This window comes from Granulosicoccus antarcticus IMCC3135 (assembly GCF_002215215.1).
In the GTDB taxonomy this organism is placed as follows: Bacteria; Pseudomonadota; Gammaproteobacteria; order Granulosicoccales; family Granulosicoccaceae; genus Granulosicoccus; species Granulosicoccus antarcticus.
This window is the reverse complement of record NZ_CP018632.1, coordinates 1,665,933-1,685,998: the sequence shown is the minus strand read 5'-3', so window position 1 is coordinate 1,685,998 and position 20,066 is coordinate 1,665,933. Positions and strand designations below refer to the sequence as shown.

Genomic DNA, 20,066 nt, shown 5'->3' with positions numbered 1-20,066 from the left:
GTACTCAGATCCATCAATGAACTTTTCCCGTAACTAGAATCTCAACTATGTCGCACGCTCCTGCCGGGCTTTGGTGATCCCTCGGCCGGCCGGCGTATCAACTCAATCCGAACATGCAGCGCAACTGCCGCATGGGACCTGATCACCTCGTATCAGTCCCCATACGCATGCAGGTCTGTCAACTCAGAGCAAGCAACGTCCCATGACTTCGAATGAACTGTCTGCCATGCCCGAAAATATCGTCACTCGGACAACGGTACTGAATGAGGGTGAGGCCGAGCAAAAGCGCAGTGAAATTCTTCAGTACTTTCACAAGAGCTTCGATCTGTATGAAAGTCTCTTCGATTGCCTGGCCAATGAGAATGCGTTCACCACAAAAGCCAGTCCACTGCGCCATCCGCTGATTTTCTACTTTGGTCATACAGCCGTTTTCTATATCAACAAACTGAACGTTGCCAAACTGATAGACGAACGTGTCGACCCGGCACTGGAGTCCTCTCTGGCCATCGGAGTGGATGAAATGTCATGGGATGATCTCAATGACAAAAACTATCCCTGGCCCACCTCGGAGCAGGTCAAAGCCTATCGCGACAAGACACGCACTATCATCGACCGTTTCATCAGAACGTGTGATGTGCAGCTGCCTGTCGGCTGGGATGAGCCCTTGTGGATGATCATGATGGGCATTGAGCACGAGCGTATTCATCTGGAGACATCTACCGTACTCATCCGTGAATTACCGCTGGCGATGGTAAAGCCCCATTCTCTGTGGAGCACCATTTGTACGACCAGTAATCAGGCACCTGAGAACTCACTGCTACCGGTGGCTGGCGGTGCAATCAGTATTGGAAAATCCCGCCAGGATCCCTTGTATGGCTGGGATGTCGAGTACGGAACGCAAACGACAGAGGTCGCCGATTTCAAAGCAGGAAAGTTTCTGGTTTCCAATCAGGAATTTTTTGAATTCATGCAGGCAGACGGTTACGCAACACGGCGTTACTGGACTGATGAAGGCTGGGGCTGGATCAGTTATCGCAAGGCCACCCACCCGGTTTTCTGGGTACCCGATGGCGAAAGCTACCAGTATCGAACCATGCTCGAAGTGATCGATATGCCCTGGGATTGGCCCGTGGATGTTGCCTATCTGGAAGCCAAGGCTTTCTGCAACTGGAAGTCGGAGCAGACAGGCCTGCACATCCGAATGCCCACTGAATCAGAGTGGCATGCACTACGTAACATCGTCGATACAGACCAACCCTACTGGGACAGCGCACCAGGCAATATCAACCTGGAATACTACGCCTCCTCCTGTCCTGTTAATCGTCATCAATTTCCTGGCGGCTTCCACGATATCATCGGCAATGTATGGCAATGGAGCGAGACTCCCGTCGATGCTTTAGAAGGGTTTGAAGTCCACCCCGCCTATGATGATTTCTCGACACCCACCTTCGATGGCAAGCACAATATCTTCAAGGGAGGTTGCTGGGCATCAACCGGCAATTACGCAATCAAGGATGCACGCTATGCTTTTCGTCGACATTTCTATCAACACTCAGGGTTTCGCTACATACAGGCCGACCCGCTTCCGGAGACCAGGATGAACGTTTACGAAAAGGATGACATGGTGGCCCAGTACATCGAGTTCCATTATGGGGACAGCTACTTTGGCGTGCCCAACTTTCCGGTTAGCTGTATCGCCGAAGCATCTCGACATCTGGAAAACCGCAAGACACAAAGAGCTCTGGATATCGGCTGTGCAACCGGACGATCAAGCTTTGAACTCGCAAGACACTTCGATCATGTAGACGCGCTGGATTTCTCTGCAAGACTCATTCAGGCTCCCACGGCATTGCAGTCCAGTGGTATTCAACGCTTCGCGCTGCAGGACGAAGGAGATCTGGTCACCTACAAGGAAGTCACTCTTGACGAACTGGGTTACAAGGAGATCAAAGACAAGGTCAGCTTCATGCAGGGGGATGCTTGCAACCTGCCTGATAAGTTCGCTGACTACGATATGGTTTTTGCTGGCAATCTGATCGACCGACTCTACGACCCTTCTCTGTTTCTGGAACAGATAAAGGCACGTATCCGTCAAGGTGGATTGCTGGTGATCACATCACCGTATACCTGGCTGGAAGAATTCACCGAAAAGGAAAAGTGGTTGGGTGGATTCAAGGCACAAACAGGCGAAAACTACTCAACACTTGATGGATTGCGCGACGCTCTGGCGCCGGAGTTTCGACAACTGGGGCAAGAGACAGATGTGCCTTTCGTGATTCGTGAAACGCGGCGCAAGTACCAGCATTCACTGGCGCAACTGACCGTTTGGGAAAAAATTCAGACTCTTTGAAAAACCAGCTTACCGGCGGGATTCCGCCCTTCTGCCTTTAGTCAAATCGTTATCTGCCTGTCAGGGCAACTGAAACAGCATCGATGTTCCCGGAATATAGCTTCCCGGGAGCACCGATGCCTCCAGACCCGTACTACTTGTCGTTCTCGCAGGTCTGCTTCTGCTGGCCCAGATTTTCGATACCCAACTCAACTACATCACCCGCCTTCAGATAACGAGGCGGCTTGAATCCCAACCCGACACCCGGAGGTGTTCCGGTGGAGATAATATCTCCCGGATGCAGCGTCATGAACTGGCTGAGGTAGCTCACCAGATGCGCAACGCCATAGACCATGGTACGCGTAGAACCGTTCTGTACACGCTCACCATTCACTTCAAGCCACATGGACAGATTCTGAGGATCACTGACTTCATCCGTGCTCACCAGGTACGGTCCAGTCTGACCGAAGTTGTCGCAAGATTTTCCCTTGGTCCACTGGCCTTCACGCTCGATCTGGAACGCTCGCTCAGACACGTCGTTGATCACGCAGTAACCAGCAACGTAATTCAGTGCATCACTTTCATCGACGTATTTTGCGCTCTTGCCGATAATCACACCCAGCTCGACTTCCCAATCTGTCTTCTCTGATCCGCGAGGAATGATGATGGGATCATTGGGTCCGCAAATGGCACTGGTTGCCTTCATGAAAACAACAGGCTCACTCGGCACATCCAGTCCACTTTCGGCAGCGTGATCAGCATAGTTCAAGCCGATGCAGATGAACTTGCCTGTTTGCCCTACACAAGCACCCAGACGCGTACTGCCTTCAACAAGCGGCAAAGTCTTCCAGTCGATATCCTTGAATTTGCCCAGATCGGACAAGACATCGCCAGCGATGTCATCGCACTGACCTTCAAGACTACGAATATTGCCTTCCGGATCCACCAGACCTGGCTTCTCCTGCCCTCTTACCCCATACCTGACAAACTTCATTGAATTGGCTCCTTGATGCCTTAGTTTAGTCGTACCACAATGATACCAGTTAACGCCTCACACACTTAGTGATTGTCGCGCGGTATACCTTTAGTCTGCGCAACGCGCTGATACTCCGGACCGTTTTTCAACACCATTCCCTTGTCGAACTGACTGACCAGGGAGCGTTGGATCTGTTGCCATGGCGTCTGATCAGCTGGATACCCATAGCCTCCGTTCTGCGCCAGTTCAGCATGACGAGCCTGCATTTCCTCGTCAGTGACCAACAGGTCAACCCGGCGTTTGCGCAGATCCACGCGCAGCGGATCGCCCATTTTCAAGATGGCAAGCCCGCCCTGCACTGCCGCCTCAGGCGCTACATTGAGAATGGAAGGAGAACCTGAAGTGCCCGACTGACGGCCATCTCCGATACAGGGTAGCTCGGTGATACCGCGTTCGATCAGATAGGCCGGAGGTTGCATGTTGACCACTTCAGCGCCACCCGGATAACCAATAGGGCCTGCGCCTCGCATCACCAGGATGCAGTTCTCATCCATCTCCAGCGAAGGATCATCAATCATTTCATGGTAATGCTCAGGACCATCGAACACCATGGCTCGACCTTCAAAGGCTTCCGGATCATCAGGATTGGATAAATAGAACTTTCGAAAACCCTCTGAAATTACCGAGGTTTTCATGATGGCACTGTCCCACAGGTTGCCCTTCATATTGAGAAAACCCGCCGAATCTTTCATGGGTGCGTCTAGCTTGCGAATCACCTTCTCGTTGGTAACCGGAATACCGGTATATTCTTCCAGCACTGTTTTCCCTGTTGCAGTCACAGCATCTGGCGATGGCAGTTTTCCTGCTTCCAGCAAGCTGCTGATAACAGCGGCCACCCCACCGGCACGATGAAAGTCCTCGCCCAGGTATTTGCCCGACGGTTGCATGTCAACGATCAACGGTACATCGTGTCCGATGTTTTCCCAATCATCGTTATCCAGTGCAACTCCCATATGAGCAGCAACCGCGTTCAGATGAATAGGTGCATTGGTTGAACCTCCAATCGCCGAATTCACGACAACGGCATTCTCGAAAGCGCCTCGCGTCATGATGTCCGATGGTTTTAGATCCTCGTGCACCATGTCAACGATACGCTTGCCAGTAAGGTAGGAAATCTGCCCGCGCTCGCGATAAGGTGCCGGAATGGCGCCCGAGCCCGGCAACTGCATGCCCAGCGCTTCTGCCAGATTATTCATGGTGCTTGCAGTCCCCATCGAGTTGCAATAACCGACCGATGGTGCGGAGTCTGCAGCAAGCCGCATGAATTCTTCATTATCGATCTCGCCAACTGCCAGCTTCAGACGCGACTTCCAGATAACCGTACCGGAACCAGAGCGTTCTTCACCTTCCCAGCCATTAAGCATGGGTCCAACCGACAGAGCAATGGCCGGTATATTGACCGTGGCAGCTGCCATCAAGAGTGCCGGAGTTGTCTTGTCACAACCAATTGTCAGAACAACACCATCCAGTGGATAGCCATACAGCATTTCAACCAGCCCCAGATAGGCCAGATTCCGATCCAGGGACGCCGTAGGACGTTTGCCTGTTTCCTGTATGGGATGAACCGGAAATTCGAAACAGATACCGCCCGCAGCCACAATACCTTCGCGTACTCGCTTGGCAAGTTCAATATGATGCCGATTGCACGGCGACAGGTCGCTGCCAGTCTGTGCAATACCGATCATGGGCTTACCGGACTGAAGCTCCTCCCGTGTCAACCCGTAATTGAGGTAGCGCTCAAGATAGAGAGCCGTCATTGCCGGGTTATCGGGATTGGAGAACCATTTCTGGGAACGAAGTTTCATCAGGTATTCTCGGTTACTCTCAAGTTTCAATTAAATTCTGAAGCACTGCTCTGAGCTGGAAATTCATGAACAGTCCAGACTAGCGGGTACAGAAACACTACCCCGTACCATCAGAGTACATCTGGCAACCTCGTGCACAGGCTCTATCTCTCCTGCCGGGTTTTCAATGATGCGAATCAATTGCTCTATCGCATTTTTAGCCAACTGAGCGGGGTTGAACGAAACACTACTCAAGTCGATCCCGGGCAACGAGGACATACTCATATCATCAAATCCGATGAGTGACACATCATCCGGAATCCTCAGTCCCTTCAAGGCCAGTGTTTCCATGGCACCGTAAGCCATCAGATCACTGGCGCAGAAGATCGCACTGAAGGGTTCACCACTTGACAAGAGCCTCTCACAGGCGGCCTGGCCACCCTTTCTTGTGTACTCCCCATTTTCAAACAAGCCCGGCAGGCAGCTGATACCTGCCTTTTGCAGAGCCAGCTCATAGCCTTCGCGTCGAGCCGTACCTGTCGAATTCTGAAGCCCACCTATATGAGCAATACTGCGGTGGCCCAGTTTGATCAGATGCTCGACCGCTTCCCGGGCACCATTACAATTGTCCGCTTCGAATATATTGCATTCTGACGGCAGACCTCGATTGAGCATTTCCACATAGGGAACACCTTCCTTGACGACAGTGTTACAGGCCTGCGCCGCGGGGTCTGAAGGTGACATCAGAATGCCGGCAGCACTGTGATCAATGATGGTGTTCACCAGTTCAAGTTCAGTTTTGGCATCGCGCATAGTGACCGCCATCATGACGGTATAGCCACGCTTCTCCGCTTCGTGAACAACGGATTCACCCACTTCGGCATACATCGAATTGGTCATGCTGGGAACCACCAACCCGATCAACCTGGACTTGTTGGTCTTGAGTGAGCGTGCCATGGCATTGCTGCGATAGCCACACTCGGCAAGATGCTTCAAAACCAGCTCGCGAGTTTCATCACGAACGATTGGCTTGTTGTTGACGACGTTCGAAACGGTTTGCACGGAAACGCCCGCCGACTCGGCGACTTCACTCAGTGTGGTCCTGCGTCTCAATGTAGTATTTAAACTTTCAAGGCGTTTTTAACGTTAAAATAACAATACGCCTGTCGGAGCAAAGTGTCAATCAGAAAGCAATATCTGCGAAGTACTTCAGCACTATCCGAGGCCCGAGCTCTGCCAGCAAACGATGAGTATTCGGAAGGTATGAGTGACCCCGCTGCCAGATTCGAAGGGGAAGAGTGGTCAGCCAGGAACGGCACCTGCGCCACTGTAACGCCATGTCGGAGAGGCTGGCCAGCTTTATATCTATAATGCAGCAATGTAACCTCGGCAATTCGATTTGACATCAAACAGGCTGACCCGCTTTCGTGACTCGAGAAACCACGCGACAATGAAACATTCTGCCGATGATGCCTCCGCTCTGCCGTCATTATGGATGTACCGGACTCTGGATCGTTTTCATCGCCTGAGCTATAGCGGCAAGATCATGTTTGTTTCCTTCGCCGGCACACATATTCCTCTGATAGCCCTTATAGCCTATATTGGCGTAACGTCAGCGTCGGACATGGACTACGCACTCAAGATGGTCGGGGTCGCGCTCGTTGCGACGCTGGTCGGCACTACCCTTTCTCTGATTATGCTGCACCATCTGCTACGCCCGATCGTGCTGACCTCGAAAGGGCTGCGCAACTACATCGTTGACCGGACACTACCAGACCTGCCATCAGGATTCCACGACGCGGCTGGCACGCTGATGGGCGACGCCGACTTTGCGCTGAGACGACTCGATGAGACCATCGACTATCTTGAGCACTACGATCCTGCCTCCGCACTGCCCAACCGCGCCCATTTCCTGCGTCTGCTTGCAGAACGTATCAAGAACGCCGACGAGAGGCCACTTGCTGTGTGCGTACTAAGCATCGAGCGGCTCGACCATATCACCACCACGTTTGGCCAGGAACACGGCGACAGTTATTTGCGGCAATGCGTGCGACAGCTCCAGTTGACGCTTGAGCATCATGATGCCCTGTCGCGTCTCGACACGCGTACCTTTGCCTTGATGCTCGAGACAGATGATCTGGACGCTATCAGAGCTACTCTTGAGGCACTTGACCGGAGTCTCAGCGAGATTTACCACGACCAGATAGATGTCAGACTCGGCTGCCGTTCGGGAATTTCGCTATGTCCGCTCGACGGATGTGATGCGCAAGGGTTGCTGGACGACGCAATGAGCGCACTCGACATGACTGCACGCGAACAATCCCGATTTGCTTTTTTCTCCAGCGCGAGTCGCGACGCACTGGTGGAGAGCCATGCCCTTGAGCGTGATTTGCGTCGAGCGCTCGACAATGATGACGAGCTGACGATGCACTATCAACCGATCATCGAAGGCGAGACCATCATTGGCGCTGAGGCGCTGATTCGCTGGCAGCACCCTTCACACGGTATGGTATCGCCTGAAGCGTTTATTCCTCTGGCCGAGGAGAGCGATCTGATCGAGCTCATCGGTCGCTGGACACTACGCACGGCCTGCCGGCAGATTGCAATCTGGCGCGAACAGGGCATTCGTGATCAAAAGATTGCCGTGAACCTCTCCGCCCGACAGTTCAACGATCCAACCCTGCTCACCTATCTGGACGAAACACTCAGGGAATTCGCTATCAGGCCCGGAACTCTCGAACTTGAAGTCACAGAAACCTCCGCAATGAGCGATGCTGCGCATGCCAGCACGATCATGAGCAAGGTTCGCGATCTGGGAGTGTCGATCGCAATAGACGACTTCGGAACCGGCTACTCGAGCATGAGCTATCTGCGTACGATGCCATTCAACAAGCTCAAGATTGATCGGGAATTTGTCCAGGACATCGCCTCCAATGCAGATCGCCAGGCCATTTGCCGCACCCTGATCGCTCTTGCACACGAGCTGAAACTGGAGGTATTGGCTGAGGGCACCGAGACCCTCAGCGAAGTTACGATGTTGCGTGAACAGGGTTGCAACCTGTTTCAGGGCTTCTACTTCCACAAACCGATGCCAGCAGAGGAGCTTGCGACACTGCTCAAGAGAGAGTTCGTTTTACCCTGCTCACATGCAACTTAGTGAGAGTCTTCCGGAATCTCACTACTCCAACCACCGACGGCCTTCACTTCCAGAAATTCCTCCAGTCCCCAGACTCCCCCTTCACGACCGTTGCCGGAGTGTTTGAAGCCACCGAATGGTGCCCCTGAAGAACGTGCCTGACCATTCATATCAACCATACCTGAACGCAGACGCCGGGCGAGGCGGTTGGCTCTGGCAGCATCACCTGTCTGTACGTAGTTGGTCAGGCCATAGTCGGTGTCATTGGCTATCGCAATAGCTTCCTCCTCAGTATCAAAAGGCATCATGGACAACACTGGCCCAAAAATTTCCTCACGCATGATGGCCATGTCATTGTTGCAATCGGCAAATACAGTCGGACGCACGAAGTAGCCAGTCTCCAGCCCTTCAGGCTTACCCAGACCACCGGCCACCAGACGAGCACCATCGTCACTGATGCCACGCTCGATCAGGGCCTGCACTTTGTCATACTGCATCTGGCTAACCAGAGGGCCGATATGGCTGCCATGCTTCTCAGCCAGATCAACCGCAGTGTTGTCAGCTTGCTCTTTTGCCTGCGCGACAGCCTCGTCATAGCGCGAGCGCTCCACCAGCATTCTGGTTGGCGCATTGCAGGACTGTCCGGTGTTGTTAAAACAACGGGCAACCCCATCTCTCACAGCCTCTGCGGCAGCATCGGCAAACACGATATTGGCACCTTTGCCACCCAACTCCAGCGATACCCTTTTAAGGCCGTCCGCAGCATTCTTTGAAATGGCAATGCCTGCTCGCGACGAACCGGTAAACGAAATCATAGCAACATCCCGATGACCGGACAAGGCTGTACCCACCCCGGCCCCATCGCCGTTGAGCAGGTTGAAAACACCTGCTGGAACCCCAGCTTCGTGCAATATATCTGCAAACACCATCGCCGACAGCGGCGACAGTTCGGATGGTTTAAGTACCATCGTACAGCCGCTGGCCAGAGCTGGCATGACTTTCAGAGCGATCTGATTCATGGGCCAGTTCCAGGGTGTGATCAAACCACAAACGCCAATTGGCTGATAAAGAATACGATCATTAGGCGTATTCGGCCGCAATTCGCGCTCGAACTCGAACGCTTCTAATGCTCGAATGAAAGCCTTGATATGGTAACTACCGGTGCCGACCTGACTGCTGGCAGCCATATCCACAGGAGCCCCCATCTCCTGGCTGATCGCCTCAGCGATTTCACCCGAACGAGAGACATAAACCTCCAGGATGCGGTTCATCAGCTCCAGGCGCTGCGATTTCGAACTCTCGGACCAGCTATCGAACGCACGTCTGGCGGCCTCGACAGCAGCTTGCGTATCCGCCTCCCCACCGAGTGAGATGGTCGCGCAGACAGTCTCATTGGAAGGATTGATGACATCGAGCTCAGTGCCCGCGAGCGGATTGACCCACGCACCATCAATGTAGAACTGTCGAGTATTCATAGGAATCTGAATCCGGGCTTGTCTGGAAAAGTTGAGTAGCCTACCAGCCAGATCATCACGAACGTCGGGCAGGCCAAGGTTGGTAAAGATAAAACCATACTGAAAAAAAGCAACCCCGCCGGCCATAGAACCACGACAATCAGCCTGTGACGGCCCAAAGCTGCACATGCGCTGCACTCGCATTGAATACGCCTTGACCGTTGAGCTTTTGAGCAGGCTATCATCCCTGCAAACCTGCATTCTTCATACGCCGCTATTGTCTGACTCAATCGTATACTTTGACCAGGGCCCCGTACATGGCCAGCCTGTCTTGTTCAAGGCTCCCCATTGTCTGATAACTGCGTGGCACCCGTCTGAAATCGATCACGCATTCGGTGCAATCGACGCGGCTAGAGAGGCAGGTTTCTGGGTGGCGGGCTACAGCTCCTACGAACTGGGCTATGCCCTGGAGCCCACCCTGCAATCACTCATGCCAGAGCAACGCAAGACCCCCCTGATGCAATTCGGTGTCTATGCAGGCCCGGATGTCGCCGCAGCTCAAAGCCTGTCTGATCAGTCTCAACCAGACGCGGTTCGCTGGGATGCCTGGACGCCTGCTGTCAGTAAGCGGGACTATGAGCGTGCCTTCAACCGCATTCACGAGCTGATCATTGCCGGTGATATCTACCAGGCCAATTTCACATTTGCATTGCGCAGTGCTCTAGAGGGCAAGCCGCTGGACTTCTATTTTGCATTGGCTAGAAACCAAGCCGTCAAATACGGCGCCTATGTAGATCTGGCAGAGGGTCCTGTTCTACTCAGTCGTTCACCTGAATTGTTTTTTTCCCTGAGTGCAGAAGGTGAGCTGACTACCCGCCCCATGAAAGGTACGGTACCGAGAATGAGCGACCCTCTTGAAGACTCTGACAACAGACAATTCTTGCAGCAAGATGAAAAAAATCGCGCCGAAAACCTGATGATTGTGGACATGCTGCGCAATGATCTGGGCCGCATTGCCCTCACCGGCTCTGTCAACGTTCCCAGACTGTTCGAGGTGGAGCAATACGAAACGGTCTATCAGATGGTGTCGGACATCCGTGCAACGATGCGCAGCGATGTATCAACAAGAGACTTGTTCAATGCCCTGCACCCCTGCGGCTCGATAACCGGCGCACCAAAAATTCGGGCCATGCAAGTCATAATCGACCTCGAACAACGATCCCGGGACGCCTACTGTGGTGCAATAGGCTGGTTAGCGCCTGATGGATCCGCACGATTCAGCGTCGGCATCCGGACCATCAGCCTGCTTGAGAACAACAGCATGCAACTGGATGTAGGCGGCGGCATCGTGTACGACTCGCACGCTGCGGGTGAATACGAAGAGGCATTGTGGAAGGTTCGGTTTGCGAACCCACCCCCTTCCCTTGCCCCTTGAATGCTTACGCTTGCCTCAGTGGCAAGCGGTGCGAATCATGGCTCCCTGAGTAAACAGGCCTTTTGTCAATTGTGATGAATGAAACGCGTCTGGCTCGTTGCTGAAGGCTTCAACACGCCACGATCATCAAACTCGTCATCACGATTGAAACTCATGACAGGCATGTCATCAAAATTCGAGATCAGTTGAGCCTGATTGTTGATCGATTGTTCCAATCGTTGCTCCAGCTCTGTTTTAGCCTCCCCCTGATGGAATCCGTGCACGCCATGCACCAAACACGGTTGCAACACAGTGCAGCCCAGATAGCGCAACGTATAAGCCAAAGGCCATAACAGCATATTCACATCACCTTCCTTACCCGCCGGAGAACTCTCCATAGCCGTTGACCCCGTTGAGACACAAAACAACACTTTCTTGTCGGCACACATACCGGAGTCAAATCGCTGCGAACTGGAATGCAGAGCACCGTGCACCAGACACCTTTCCAGCCAACCTTTCAAAATGGCAGGCGGTCCGAACCACCAGAGCGGGAAGTGAAAAATGATCCGATCTGCCTGACGAACCTTGTCAATCTCTGTAGCCACCTGTGCCGGTAGACGATCCCCTTTTGCCGCCTCGTCCTGCATTCTGAGAGGGTCAAAAGCATCCTTACTGCCACCATCCGGCACAAACTCGTAGTGAGAGCGCTTTTCCACAGGATCAAAACCCATCGAGACGAGATCGGAAAAAAGTACCGTATGACCACTTGCCTGTGAAGCTTCAGCACTTGCCTGAGCCCATTTCCCATTGAATGAGCGCGGCTCGGGATGCGCCAGAACAATCAACGTGCTCTGGTTCAAGTTGTTCTTCATTTTGCCGGTGCCTGAAAGTGTCAAATACTGGCAGTGATCCTATCAGGCTACTGCTCTCGGGTGCTCCGGCTCATCACCGATTTCAACCATCTTCCGCTCAAGCTGCAATGTCATGTCCGCCACTACGTCTGCGTAGGCCGGATCGGCATACACGCTGAACAATTCCAGCGGATCCTGCTCACAATCGAATAGCTCCCACTCCCGATCCTCGCCACCATGATTGGTGCCCGGCAGGTCGTAGCCTTCGTTGTACCAGTAGATCAACTTGTAGCGCTGGTTTCGAATACCGTAGTGAGAATAGGCATTGTGATCCGGATCACGATGCATCCAGTAGCGATGATAGGCAACATCAGACCATTCGCCGGATTCATTGTTATTCAGAATGCCCCGAAAACTCTTGCCTTGCATATAGCTTGGAATTGTCAATCCAGCCAGGTCCAGGAATGTGGGTGCAAAATCCACATTACAGACAACGTTCTTGCAGATTTCACCCGGCTTGATCTCTTCTGGATAGCGAATCATGAAAGGCATCTGAAAAGATTCCTCGTACATGAAACGTTTGTCAAACCAGCCATGCTCTCCTAGAAAGAACCCTTGATCCGAGGTGTAGATGACAATGGTGTTATCAGCCAGTCCATTCTCGTCAAGATAATCAAGAACACGTCCGACACTTTCATCGATGGATTCAATCGTGCGCAGATAACGCTTCAGGTAGCGCTGATACTTGAAGTGGCTGAGCTCCTCCTGGCTCTTGAAAGTGAACACCTCGCCGGTATCCTTGTCGATCAATTTCAGACCCGACACATCCTCCGGGTTAGGGACCTTTCGATTCGTGCTGCTGCGCATGGTGCGCTCGCCAACCTCCGATCCGCCTTCGGGTTGTACCAGACCAAGATCTGCGTATTTCATATCATCCTTGATACGCATCTTGGCTTCTGATGCCGCCTTAGCACGATTTTTGTAATCATCATCAAACGTTTCCGGGATGGCGATATCTTCTTGATAAAGACCACGATTCTTCGGGTGCGGCTCCCACTCTCGATGTGGCGCCTTGTGATGACACATCAGGAAGAAAGGCTTTGATTCGTCGCGCTGCTCCAGCCAATCCAGACTCTTGTCGGTAATGACATCGGTGGCATAACCGGGCACCTCGATTTCCTCTCCCATTTCAATCATGAGCGGATCAAAGTATTCGCCTTGCCCCGGCAATACCGACCAGAAGTCAAAACCGGTCGGCTCATGCTGCCCTCCTTCACCTAAATGCCATTTACCGATAATGGCCGTCTGATAACCTCCCGTGCGCAGATGCTTGGCCACGTTGGGCAGTCGGTTATCGATATGCGTATCCAGTGTCGTAACGCAATTGACATGGTTATACGTCCCCGTCAGGATTGCCGCCCGACTGGGTGTGCAGATGGAATTGGTCACATAGCAATGATCGAAACGCATTCCCTCATCCGCCAGACGGTCAAGATTAGGGGTTTTATTGATGCCTGCACCGTAGCAACTGATCGCCTTGGATGCGTGATCATCCGCCATGATGAAAACAATATTGGGTTTCTTAGTCATACTGTTGTACCTTTTATGCGAGGGAGCGCTTTTCTGGTTTCGCTGTCAAATACATGAAGTTGGTCCGGATTCAATCGAAGACGCAGCTCCTGACCTTGCTCCGGGTAATCGACACCATTGACCCGTGCCGTTATCAATTCACCTTGTACTGACAGGCTGAGCAATGCATCAGCACCGAGCAATTCTGCCAATACAACTTTGGCACTCAACACCCAGGGATCACCAACACCTTCCCCCGGCTCCAGTATCGTCAGATGTTCCGGCCGAATACCGACTTTCACATGCTGAAACCTGGACAAATCGATACCCGGCAATTCTGGCAGGCGCAGATCTGAATCCATCGACGCCCATTCACCGTTACTGGCACGCTCTACCGATATGAAATTCATGGCCGGGCTACCAATGAAGCCTGCGACAAATTCGGTGGCTGGCGTATCGTAGACTTCACGCGGGCTACCGACCTGCGCGATAACACCGCCGTCCATGACAACGATGCGATCTGCCAATGTCATGGCCTCCACTTGATCATGAGTCACATAGACTGAGGTGACACCCAGACGATCGTGTAACTCCTGTAGCTCCATACGCATCTTCACACGCAGCTTTGCATCCAGGTTCGACAAGGGCTCATCAAAAAGGAAGACCTGCGGCGTACGAACAATGGCTCTGCCAATCGCCACCCGTTGCCTCTGCCCACCTGATAGCGAGCCCGGCTTGCGTTCCAGATATTCTGTCAAACCCAGCATATCTGCCACACCGGCAACCCGTTCTGATATTTCCGCTTTCGGCATTTTCTGAAGCTTCAGCGCCATACCCATGTTTTCCTCGACCGTCTTGTGTGGATACAGTGCGTAATTCTGAAACACCATCGCCACCCCACGATTTTTCGGGTCAACTTCGTTCATCCTTTCACCGCCAATCAGCAGATCACCAGTTGTAATACTTTCAAGTCCGGCAATCATTCGCAGCGTCGTTGATTTACCACAACCTGATGGTCCCAGCAAAACCAGAAACTCGCCATCCCTGATATCAAGGTTGAAGGCTTCTACTGCGACACTTTTACCGTAGGACTTGCCCACTTGCTGCAATGAGACATTCGCCATTATCTGTGCTCCTACTTACCTGAACCGGCAGTCAGACCGCCAAGAATCTGTTTCTGAAATATCGCGGTAATGATCAGAATCGGAATGATCGCGATGACTGTTGCTGTGGAGATAGTCTCCCAGGGGAATGCAAACTCACCCGGGTAAAGAGAAATACCGACAGGTGCTGTGCGCATTGCATCCTGCGTCATCAATACCAGCGACAACGGAAATTCATTCCAGGAAAAGATGAATACAATCAAACCCGTTGCCACAAAACCAGGCCACGACAGCGGCAGGATAATGGTGAAGAAAATACGCAGAAAACCCATACCATCCATCCGTGCAGCCTCTTCAATCTCCACAGGCAAGGTCCTGAAATAGCTGGCCAGCATCCATACTGTGTACGGCAGAAACAAACCGGTATGGGCCAGTATCAACCCGGAGTAACTGTTCAGCAAACCCAGCTGCAGGAAACTCTGGAACAAGGCTGGCAACAAGGCAATGGGCGGGAACATGGACACAGATAGAATGACGACCATCAGCACACCGGCAAAACGCATGCGCAATCTGGAGAGTGCATAGCCGGACAAACCTCCCACTGACAATGTCAGGATCGTACAACCCACGCCAACGATAAAGCTGTTGAGTACGTATCGCAGCAGCTCTGGAGTTTCGGTAAAAATCGACCAGTAGTTTTTCAGGGTCACCGGATCCGGCCAGTACTGTACCGGCCAGGCATAGATCCCCGCCGTTGTTTTCATCGAGGTCAGTATCAACCAGACAATGGGAAAGAAGGAAATGACAACGGACAGGCCGACCAGTAAATACAAGGTAAAGCGCGGGCGATTCTTCATGAGTTAATCCTTTCCTCGCAACGTCAGTATGTAGAGAAGGCTTAGTGCGAATATGACGGCAAACTGCACAACAACGATGGCCGCACCGGCATTGAATTCAACGAACTCGAAAATCACCTTGTAGGCATACAGGGAAAGTGTCTCAGTAGCCGAGTCCGGCCCTCCATCCGTGAGGCTGAACGGTAGCTCGAAGGTGCGCAAGGCATCCATCGAACGGATGATCAGCGCAACCATGATGGAACCTTTCAGTAGAGGCAATGTGATTTCGCGAAACTCCTGCCAGCGACTCATGCCATCCATTCGACCCGCTTCATACAAGTCACGCGGGATTGACTGCAAACCGGCAAGAATGATGAGCGCCATGAACGAGCTCGTCTTCCAGACTGAAACAATGACCATTGATGCCATTGCCAGAGTCTCGTCTCCTAACCAGTTCATTGGCTCGCTGATCAGGCCTGACTCCAGACCCACCGCATTGAACAAGCCGTAGTCCGCGTTATACATCCAACGCCAGATCAGGGCATTAAGCGCTGTTGGCAAAGCCCATGGAAATAGCACGGCCAGTCGAGCCAGTCCTTTACCGCGAAAGGTCTCGTTCATCAGCAAGGCCAACCCCACCCCAAGAATCAGCTCCAGTGGGATCGAGATAGCGGTGAATATCAAGGTAACCGACAGCGAGCGCCAGAAACGATCATCCACCATGAGTGCCGCGTAGTGTTTCAAGCCGACAAACTGGTAAGGCTCGAATCCATCCACACTGGATTGACCCACACTCAATATGATGGATTGCACAACCGGGTAAATCAGGATAAGAGCGATTATCAGAAACGTCGGCGTGACAAAACCGAGGCCGACGAATTGCGTCCGCCGCTCAAGTGTATTTAATGTGATCAATGCAGCAAGCCTCTGGAAGTAGACTGAATGAGGTCATAACCCGTCTGTACCGTCGGTACTCAGCAAGTAAACCGGTGAGTCACGAGGTGGAAATACCGGACGCGAATCGGCAACGTCCGGATTGACAGCTTTAACGACTACTGGTCCAACAATTTCTCGATGGTCGCCTGCGCATCATTCAAGGCTTCTTCTACTGTCTTTGACTGATGAAGTGCACTCGTGATGGCCACTTGCATCGCGTCGGATACTTTCGGGTAAGCACTGCCAGTACCAGCTGATGGACGCACCACGCCAGCGGCATAGGCTTTACCAAACTTCTGCAACACCTGGTTATCCTGCATGGAGGCATCATCGTAGACATTCATCAAACCCGGGCTTTTGGATTCATTGACCGCCGCAGCCAATTGCGACTCGTAACTTGTCATGTGCTTGACCAGTTTAACGGCTGCGTCACGGTGCTCCGAGTTGGCATTCACCGCCAGCAGAAAACCTCCCATGGCAGTTGCTGGTGCATCAGGATGAGCAGCAAAATACGGATTACGGGTGAAATCAAACTTGCCTTTGACCGGGCTGTCATCAGCACTCAATGGCGCATACACAAAATCCTGCACCATCATGAAGACCGCGCGACCTTGCTGAAATAGCGTTCGGGCATCATCGGGTCGCATGTTCAGAATCGACTCCGGCACAATCTTGTGCTTATACAGCATGTCCACCATGGTCTGAGTCGCCTCAATGGCTTCCGGCGAGTTGACCGTAACGTTACCGTTCTCATCAAAGAAGGTTGCACCGTTGCTGTAGGTAAAGGACAACCAGTTCATGAACAGTCCTTCTATCTTGGCCCACATGGAGACAAAACCAGACAGATCCGGGTTGTTCTCGCCGTCAAGAATGGTTCTGGAAGATGCGATTACCTCCTCCCAGGTCTTGGGGACGGGCAAGTCATATTTTTCCAGCAAATCGCTGCGATAGAAGAATTGTGTGCCATCAACATACAAGGGAACTCCGTAGATCTTCCCATCAACAGTGGCCGCCTCCATGAACGAGGGGTTGAACTGCGCCAGCTCTTCTTCTGTGAAATCTTCACCGATGGGTGCTATCCAGCGACGCTGAGCAAACTCACCAGGCCAGATGACATCCACACTGAAAACATCCGGCGTTGCACTACGTGCCATCAGACTGGTGACATACAGTTTTCTGGACTCACTGGGTACATCAGAGACTTTCAACCATTCGACTTTGATGTCAGGATTGGCCGCCTCGAAACTCTCGAGTGCTGGCCCTACCGCTGCACCGTAACCTCGAGAGCCTATGGAAAGCACCAGATCTTCAGCGAATACAGCATTCGACAACAGTATTGTTGACACCGCTGTAACAGCAATAATACGTTTTTTCAAAAACTTCATGAATTCCTCCAGTTGTCCAATGTGACTATCCGGTCTTGTGTGGCAGGGTGACCGACTTCAAGCCCCCGTTTGCATGGCTGCTGGCGCTACACAGCTCCAATTCCACTTTGGTACTCTCAAGTGTTGAACGTATGCGCGCGATATGAGCTTCTTCGTCTCGTACGGGAATCGCCGCCTCGGCCACTGTCAGCAGCGATACCAACTCACCTTCAGGTGTCGTTATCGCGATAGAAAAGCGCCGGATACCTTTGGCATTGCCCAGCATGTCGAATTGCATGGATTGTCTATCCGTGGCGAGAATTCGCTTGCGGGCCTCATGCCAGTCCAGATGATTGCCCTGCACACCGACCTCATGAAAGCTCGACAGATCCCAACTGCTTTCGATGTCATCAATGTTGCAGTAAGCCAGAGCAAGACGTGAAATCGAATCCAGTTCGTAGGTCGAACGCACGTAGCCCGGATGCGCCCGAAGCTTGATTGCCTGCAAGGGATGTTCGTCAGTGACATGCCACAAGAGACTATGACCTCGACGCAAGATGATCTCAGACGCCGATTCCAGTTCTGCAGAGATAGAGGCACATGCCTGGCGTAGTTGAATCGGGGAAATGTTGCCAATTCCGATACGACGCTCGAAAGAGAAATTAGGTAACAGCCGCCCCTCTGGCGTCGTGTAGACATACCCCGTCTGTTCCATCTCACTGAGCAGGCGATAGACCGTTGACGAGGGAAGTCCCGCGCGCTCAACGATCTGTGCCTTGGTGAGACCTTCACTTGGTGCATCCGACAGCGACTCGGCCAAGCGCAGGATTCGGACAAAATTCTTTGACATTCAAATTCTCATATTTGAGAAGTGTAATTCCCATTATATGGAATTCTGTTTTCATGTCAATGAGTTTCCCCAGGCAACCAGCCATAGCCGCAGCAATGGCACCCCATGCATACGGCCAGACTGGTAGGCTTTGCTACCCGCACTCTCCCCCTTTACCTTGAGGCTTTTGACATTGACGACAGCTAAACCGGACTTCGCAAGTCCTGACTTCCTGCAAAAGCATATTCACTCGATTCTTGCGTTCTATGAGCCCAGGGTTGTGGCACCTGAAGGAGGCTTCTACTCATGCTTCCAGGATGATGGCAGCTGTTATGACACGACAAGCCGACAGCTGGTTGGCTCTGCCCGCTATGTTGTCAACTACGCGACCGCCTACCGCCTGTATGGCAAGCCACATCACAAAGAATGGGCTCAATGGGGGCTGGATTACCTGACGCAGGGGCACAGGCAATCAAACGGCCACTACGCCTGGTTGCTGGAAAGTGGAAAAGTCACCGACACCCGAGTCATGGCCTACGGTCATGCCTTTGTCCTGCTGGCTGCGGCCAGCTGCGTTCGTGCAGGAATTGAAACCGCAACTGCGACACTCTATGAAATCCATGAATTCATGGAACAGTATTTCTGGGATGAATCCGCTTCTGCCTATACTGATGAACGCGATCAATCTCTGACGACACTGGACCCTTATCGCGGACAGAACGCAAACATGCATATGTGCGAGGCATTGCTTGCAGCCTGGCAGGCAACCGGTGATTCGCGCTTTCTGGATCGTTCCGAATTGCTGGCACAGCGATTTGCGATTGATCTGGCAGCACAATCGGATGGACAGATCTGGGAGCACTATGACCAGAACTGGCAGGTGGATATGGAGTTCAATATCGACAAACCCAATGACCGTTACAAGCCATGGGGCTTCCAACCGGGGCACCAGACCGAATGGGCAAAGCTTCTGTTGATTCTTGACAAGGAACGCCCGAATAAGCTGTGGCTACCCAAGGCGCAACAGCTCTATGATCGCGCCATGGCAACAGGCTGGGACCCTGAACACGGTGGCATCGTTTATGGCGTAGCGCCTGACGGCAGTTTCTGCGCAACAGAGAAATATTTCTGGGTACAGTCGGAGACCTTCGCAGCAGCCTGGCGTCTATATGCTCAAACGGGGGATGAGCGATATCACGAGGATTATTGCCGGATATGGCAATGGAGCTGGGACCATATGGTGGATCATGTTCATGGCGCCTGGTTCCGAGTCCGCAACCAGGATGGATCCGCAATCGATAACAAAAAATCCCCCTTGGGAAAAACCGATTACCACACGATGGGAGCCTGCTGGGATGTGCTTACAGCCATGGGTAAAGAACTGGCAGAGCACTAGCAGTCCTCCAACTTGATACGTCTATTGCG

At 52.5% G+C, this 20,066-nt stretch carries 15 protein-coding genes; 4 read left to right on the top strand and 11 right to left on the bottom strand.

Features of this window, described 5'->3' with window-relative positions; translation table 11 throughout:
• The first annotated feature begins 202 nt into the window (after positions 1 to 202).
• Positions 203 to 2,350: a 5-histidylcysteine sulfoxide synthase gene (gene ovoA, locus IMCC3135_RS07235; protein ID WP_236994756.1), complete on the top strand. Its 2,148-nt coding sequence runs from the start codon at positions 203 to 205 to the stop codon at positions 2,348 to 2,350.
• Positions 2,351 to 2,483: 133 nt separating this feature from the next.
• Here the strand turns inward: ovoA and IMCC3135_RS07230 are convergent, their stop codons facing one another.
• The 3 genes from IMCC3135_RS07230 to IMCC3135_RS07220 all read right to left on the bottom strand — a co-directional run bounded on the left by IMCC3135_RS07230 (position 2,484) and on the right by IMCC3135_RS07220 (position 6,262).
• Positions 2,484 to 3,323 carry a fumarylacetoacetate hydrolase family protein gene (locus tag IMCC3135_RS07230; RefSeq protein WP_088916999.1) on the bottom strand — a complete coding sequence of 280 codons (840 nt, stop codon included), beginning with the start codon at positions 3,321 to 3,323 and terminating at the stop codon, positions 2,484 to 2,486.
• Positions 3,324 to 3,388: 65 nt separating this feature from the next.
• Positions 3,389 to 5,170: an IlvD/Edd family dehydratase gene (locus tag IMCC3135_RS07225; protein WP_088916998.1), complete on the bottom strand. Its 1,782-nt coding sequence runs from the start codon at positions 5,168 to 5,170 to the stop codon at positions 3,389 to 3,391.
• Between the two features lie 63 nt (positions 5,171 to 5,233).
• On the bottom strand, positions 5,234 to 6,262 hold the full coding sequence (locus IMCC3135_RS07220; protein ID WP_088916997.1) for a LacI family DNA-binding transcriptional regulator: 1,029 nt from the start codon (positions 6,260 to 6,262) through the stop codon (positions 5,234 to 5,236).
• Positions 6,263 to 6,599: 337 nt separating this feature from the next.
• On the opposite strand from IMCC3135_RS07220, the gene IMCC3135_RS07215 reads away from it, so the two are divergent.
• A complete protein-coding gene (locus tag IMCC3135_RS07215; protein ID WP_088916996.1) occupies positions 6,600 to 8,306 on the top strand; it encodes a putative bifunctional diguanylate cyclase/phosphodiesterase in 1,707 nt (568 codons plus the stop codon).
• On the opposite strand, the gene IMCC3135_RS07210 is transcribed toward IMCC3135_RS07215, so the two are convergent.
• Positions 8,303 to 9,928, bottom strand: a complete 1,626-nt coding sequence (locus tag IMCC3135_RS07210) for an aldehyde dehydrogenase family protein (RefSeq protein WP_205737947.1) — start codon at positions 9,926 to 9,928, stop codon at positions 8,303 to 8,305. The two genes, IMCC3135_RS07215 and IMCC3135_RS07210, sit on opposite strands and share 4 nt — an antisense overlap.
• Here IMCC3135_RS07210 and IMCC3135_RS07205 point away from each other — a divergent pair.
• Positions 9,927 to 11,174, top strand: coding sequence for an aminodeoxychorismate synthase component I (locus tag IMCC3135_RS07205; RefSeq protein WP_088916995.1), 1,248 nt, complete (start codon positions 9,927 to 9,929; stop codon positions 11,172 to 11,174). The two genes, IMCC3135_RS07210 and IMCC3135_RS07205, sit on opposite strands and share 2 nt — an antisense overlap.
• 65 nt (positions 11,175 to 11,239) lie before the next feature.
• Here the strand turns inward: IMCC3135_RS07205 and IMCC3135_RS07200 are convergent, their stop codons facing one another.
• From IMCC3135_RS07200 to IMCC3135_RS07170, 7 genes are all read right to left on the bottom strand, one after another.
• Positions 11,240 to 12,025: an NAD(P)H-dependent oxidoreductase gene (locus IMCC3135_RS07200; RefSeq protein ID WP_088916994.1), complete on the bottom strand. Its 786-nt coding sequence runs from the start codon at positions 12,023 to 12,025 to the stop codon at positions 11,240 to 11,242.
• Positions 12,026 to 12,067: 42 nt separating this feature from the next.
• Positions 12,068 to 13,594: a sulfatase family protein gene (locus IMCC3135_RS07195; RefSeq protein ID WP_088916993.1), complete on the bottom strand. Its 1,527-nt coding sequence runs from the start codon at positions 13,592 to 13,594 to the stop codon at positions 12,068 to 12,070.
• A complete protein-coding gene (locus tag IMCC3135_RS07190; protein ID WP_088916992.1) occupies positions 13,591 to 14,697 on the bottom strand; it encodes an ABC transporter ATP-binding protein in 1,107 nt (368 codons plus the stop codon). Before IMCC3135_RS07190 ends, IMCC3135_RS07195 begins: the two co-directional genes overlap by 4 nt.
• An 11-nt stretch (positions 14,698 to 14,708) precedes the next feature.
• A complete protein-coding gene (locus IMCC3135_RS07185; RefSeq protein WP_088916991.1) occupies positions 14,709 to 15,533 on the bottom strand; it encodes a carbohydrate ABC transporter permease in 825 nt (274 codons plus the stop codon).
• 3 nt (positions 15,534 to 15,536) lie between these two features.
• Entirely contained in the window at positions 15,537 to 16,427 is an 891-nt protein-coding gene (locus IMCC3135_RS07180) for a carbohydrate ABC transporter permease (protein ID WP_205737945.1), read from the bottom strand.
• A gap of 137 nt (positions 16,428 to 16,564) precedes the next feature.
• A complete protein-coding gene (locus IMCC3135_RS07175; RefSeq protein WP_088916990.1) occupies positions 16,565 to 17,833 on the bottom strand; it encodes an ABC transporter substrate-binding protein in 1,269 nt (422 codons plus the stop codon).
• Between the two features lie 25 nt (positions 17,834 to 17,858).
• Positions 17,859 to 18,662, bottom strand: a complete 804-nt coding sequence (locus IMCC3135_RS07170) for a helix-turn-helix domain-containing protein (RefSeq protein WP_088916989.1) — start codon at positions 18,660 to 18,662, stop codon at positions 17,859 to 17,861.
• Between the two features lie 172 nt (positions 18,663 to 18,834).
• Between IMCC3135_RS07170 and IMCC3135_RS07165 the strand changes: the two genes are divergently transcribed.
• The gene (locus IMCC3135_RS07165; protein ID WP_088916988.1) at positions 18,835 to 20,037 is read left to right on the top strand and encodes an AGE family epimerase/isomerase; all 1,203 of its coding nucleotides are present in this window, start codon (positions 18,835 to 18,837) and stop codon (positions 20,035 to 20,037) included.
• Positions 20,038 to 20,066 lie beyond the last annotated feature (29 nt).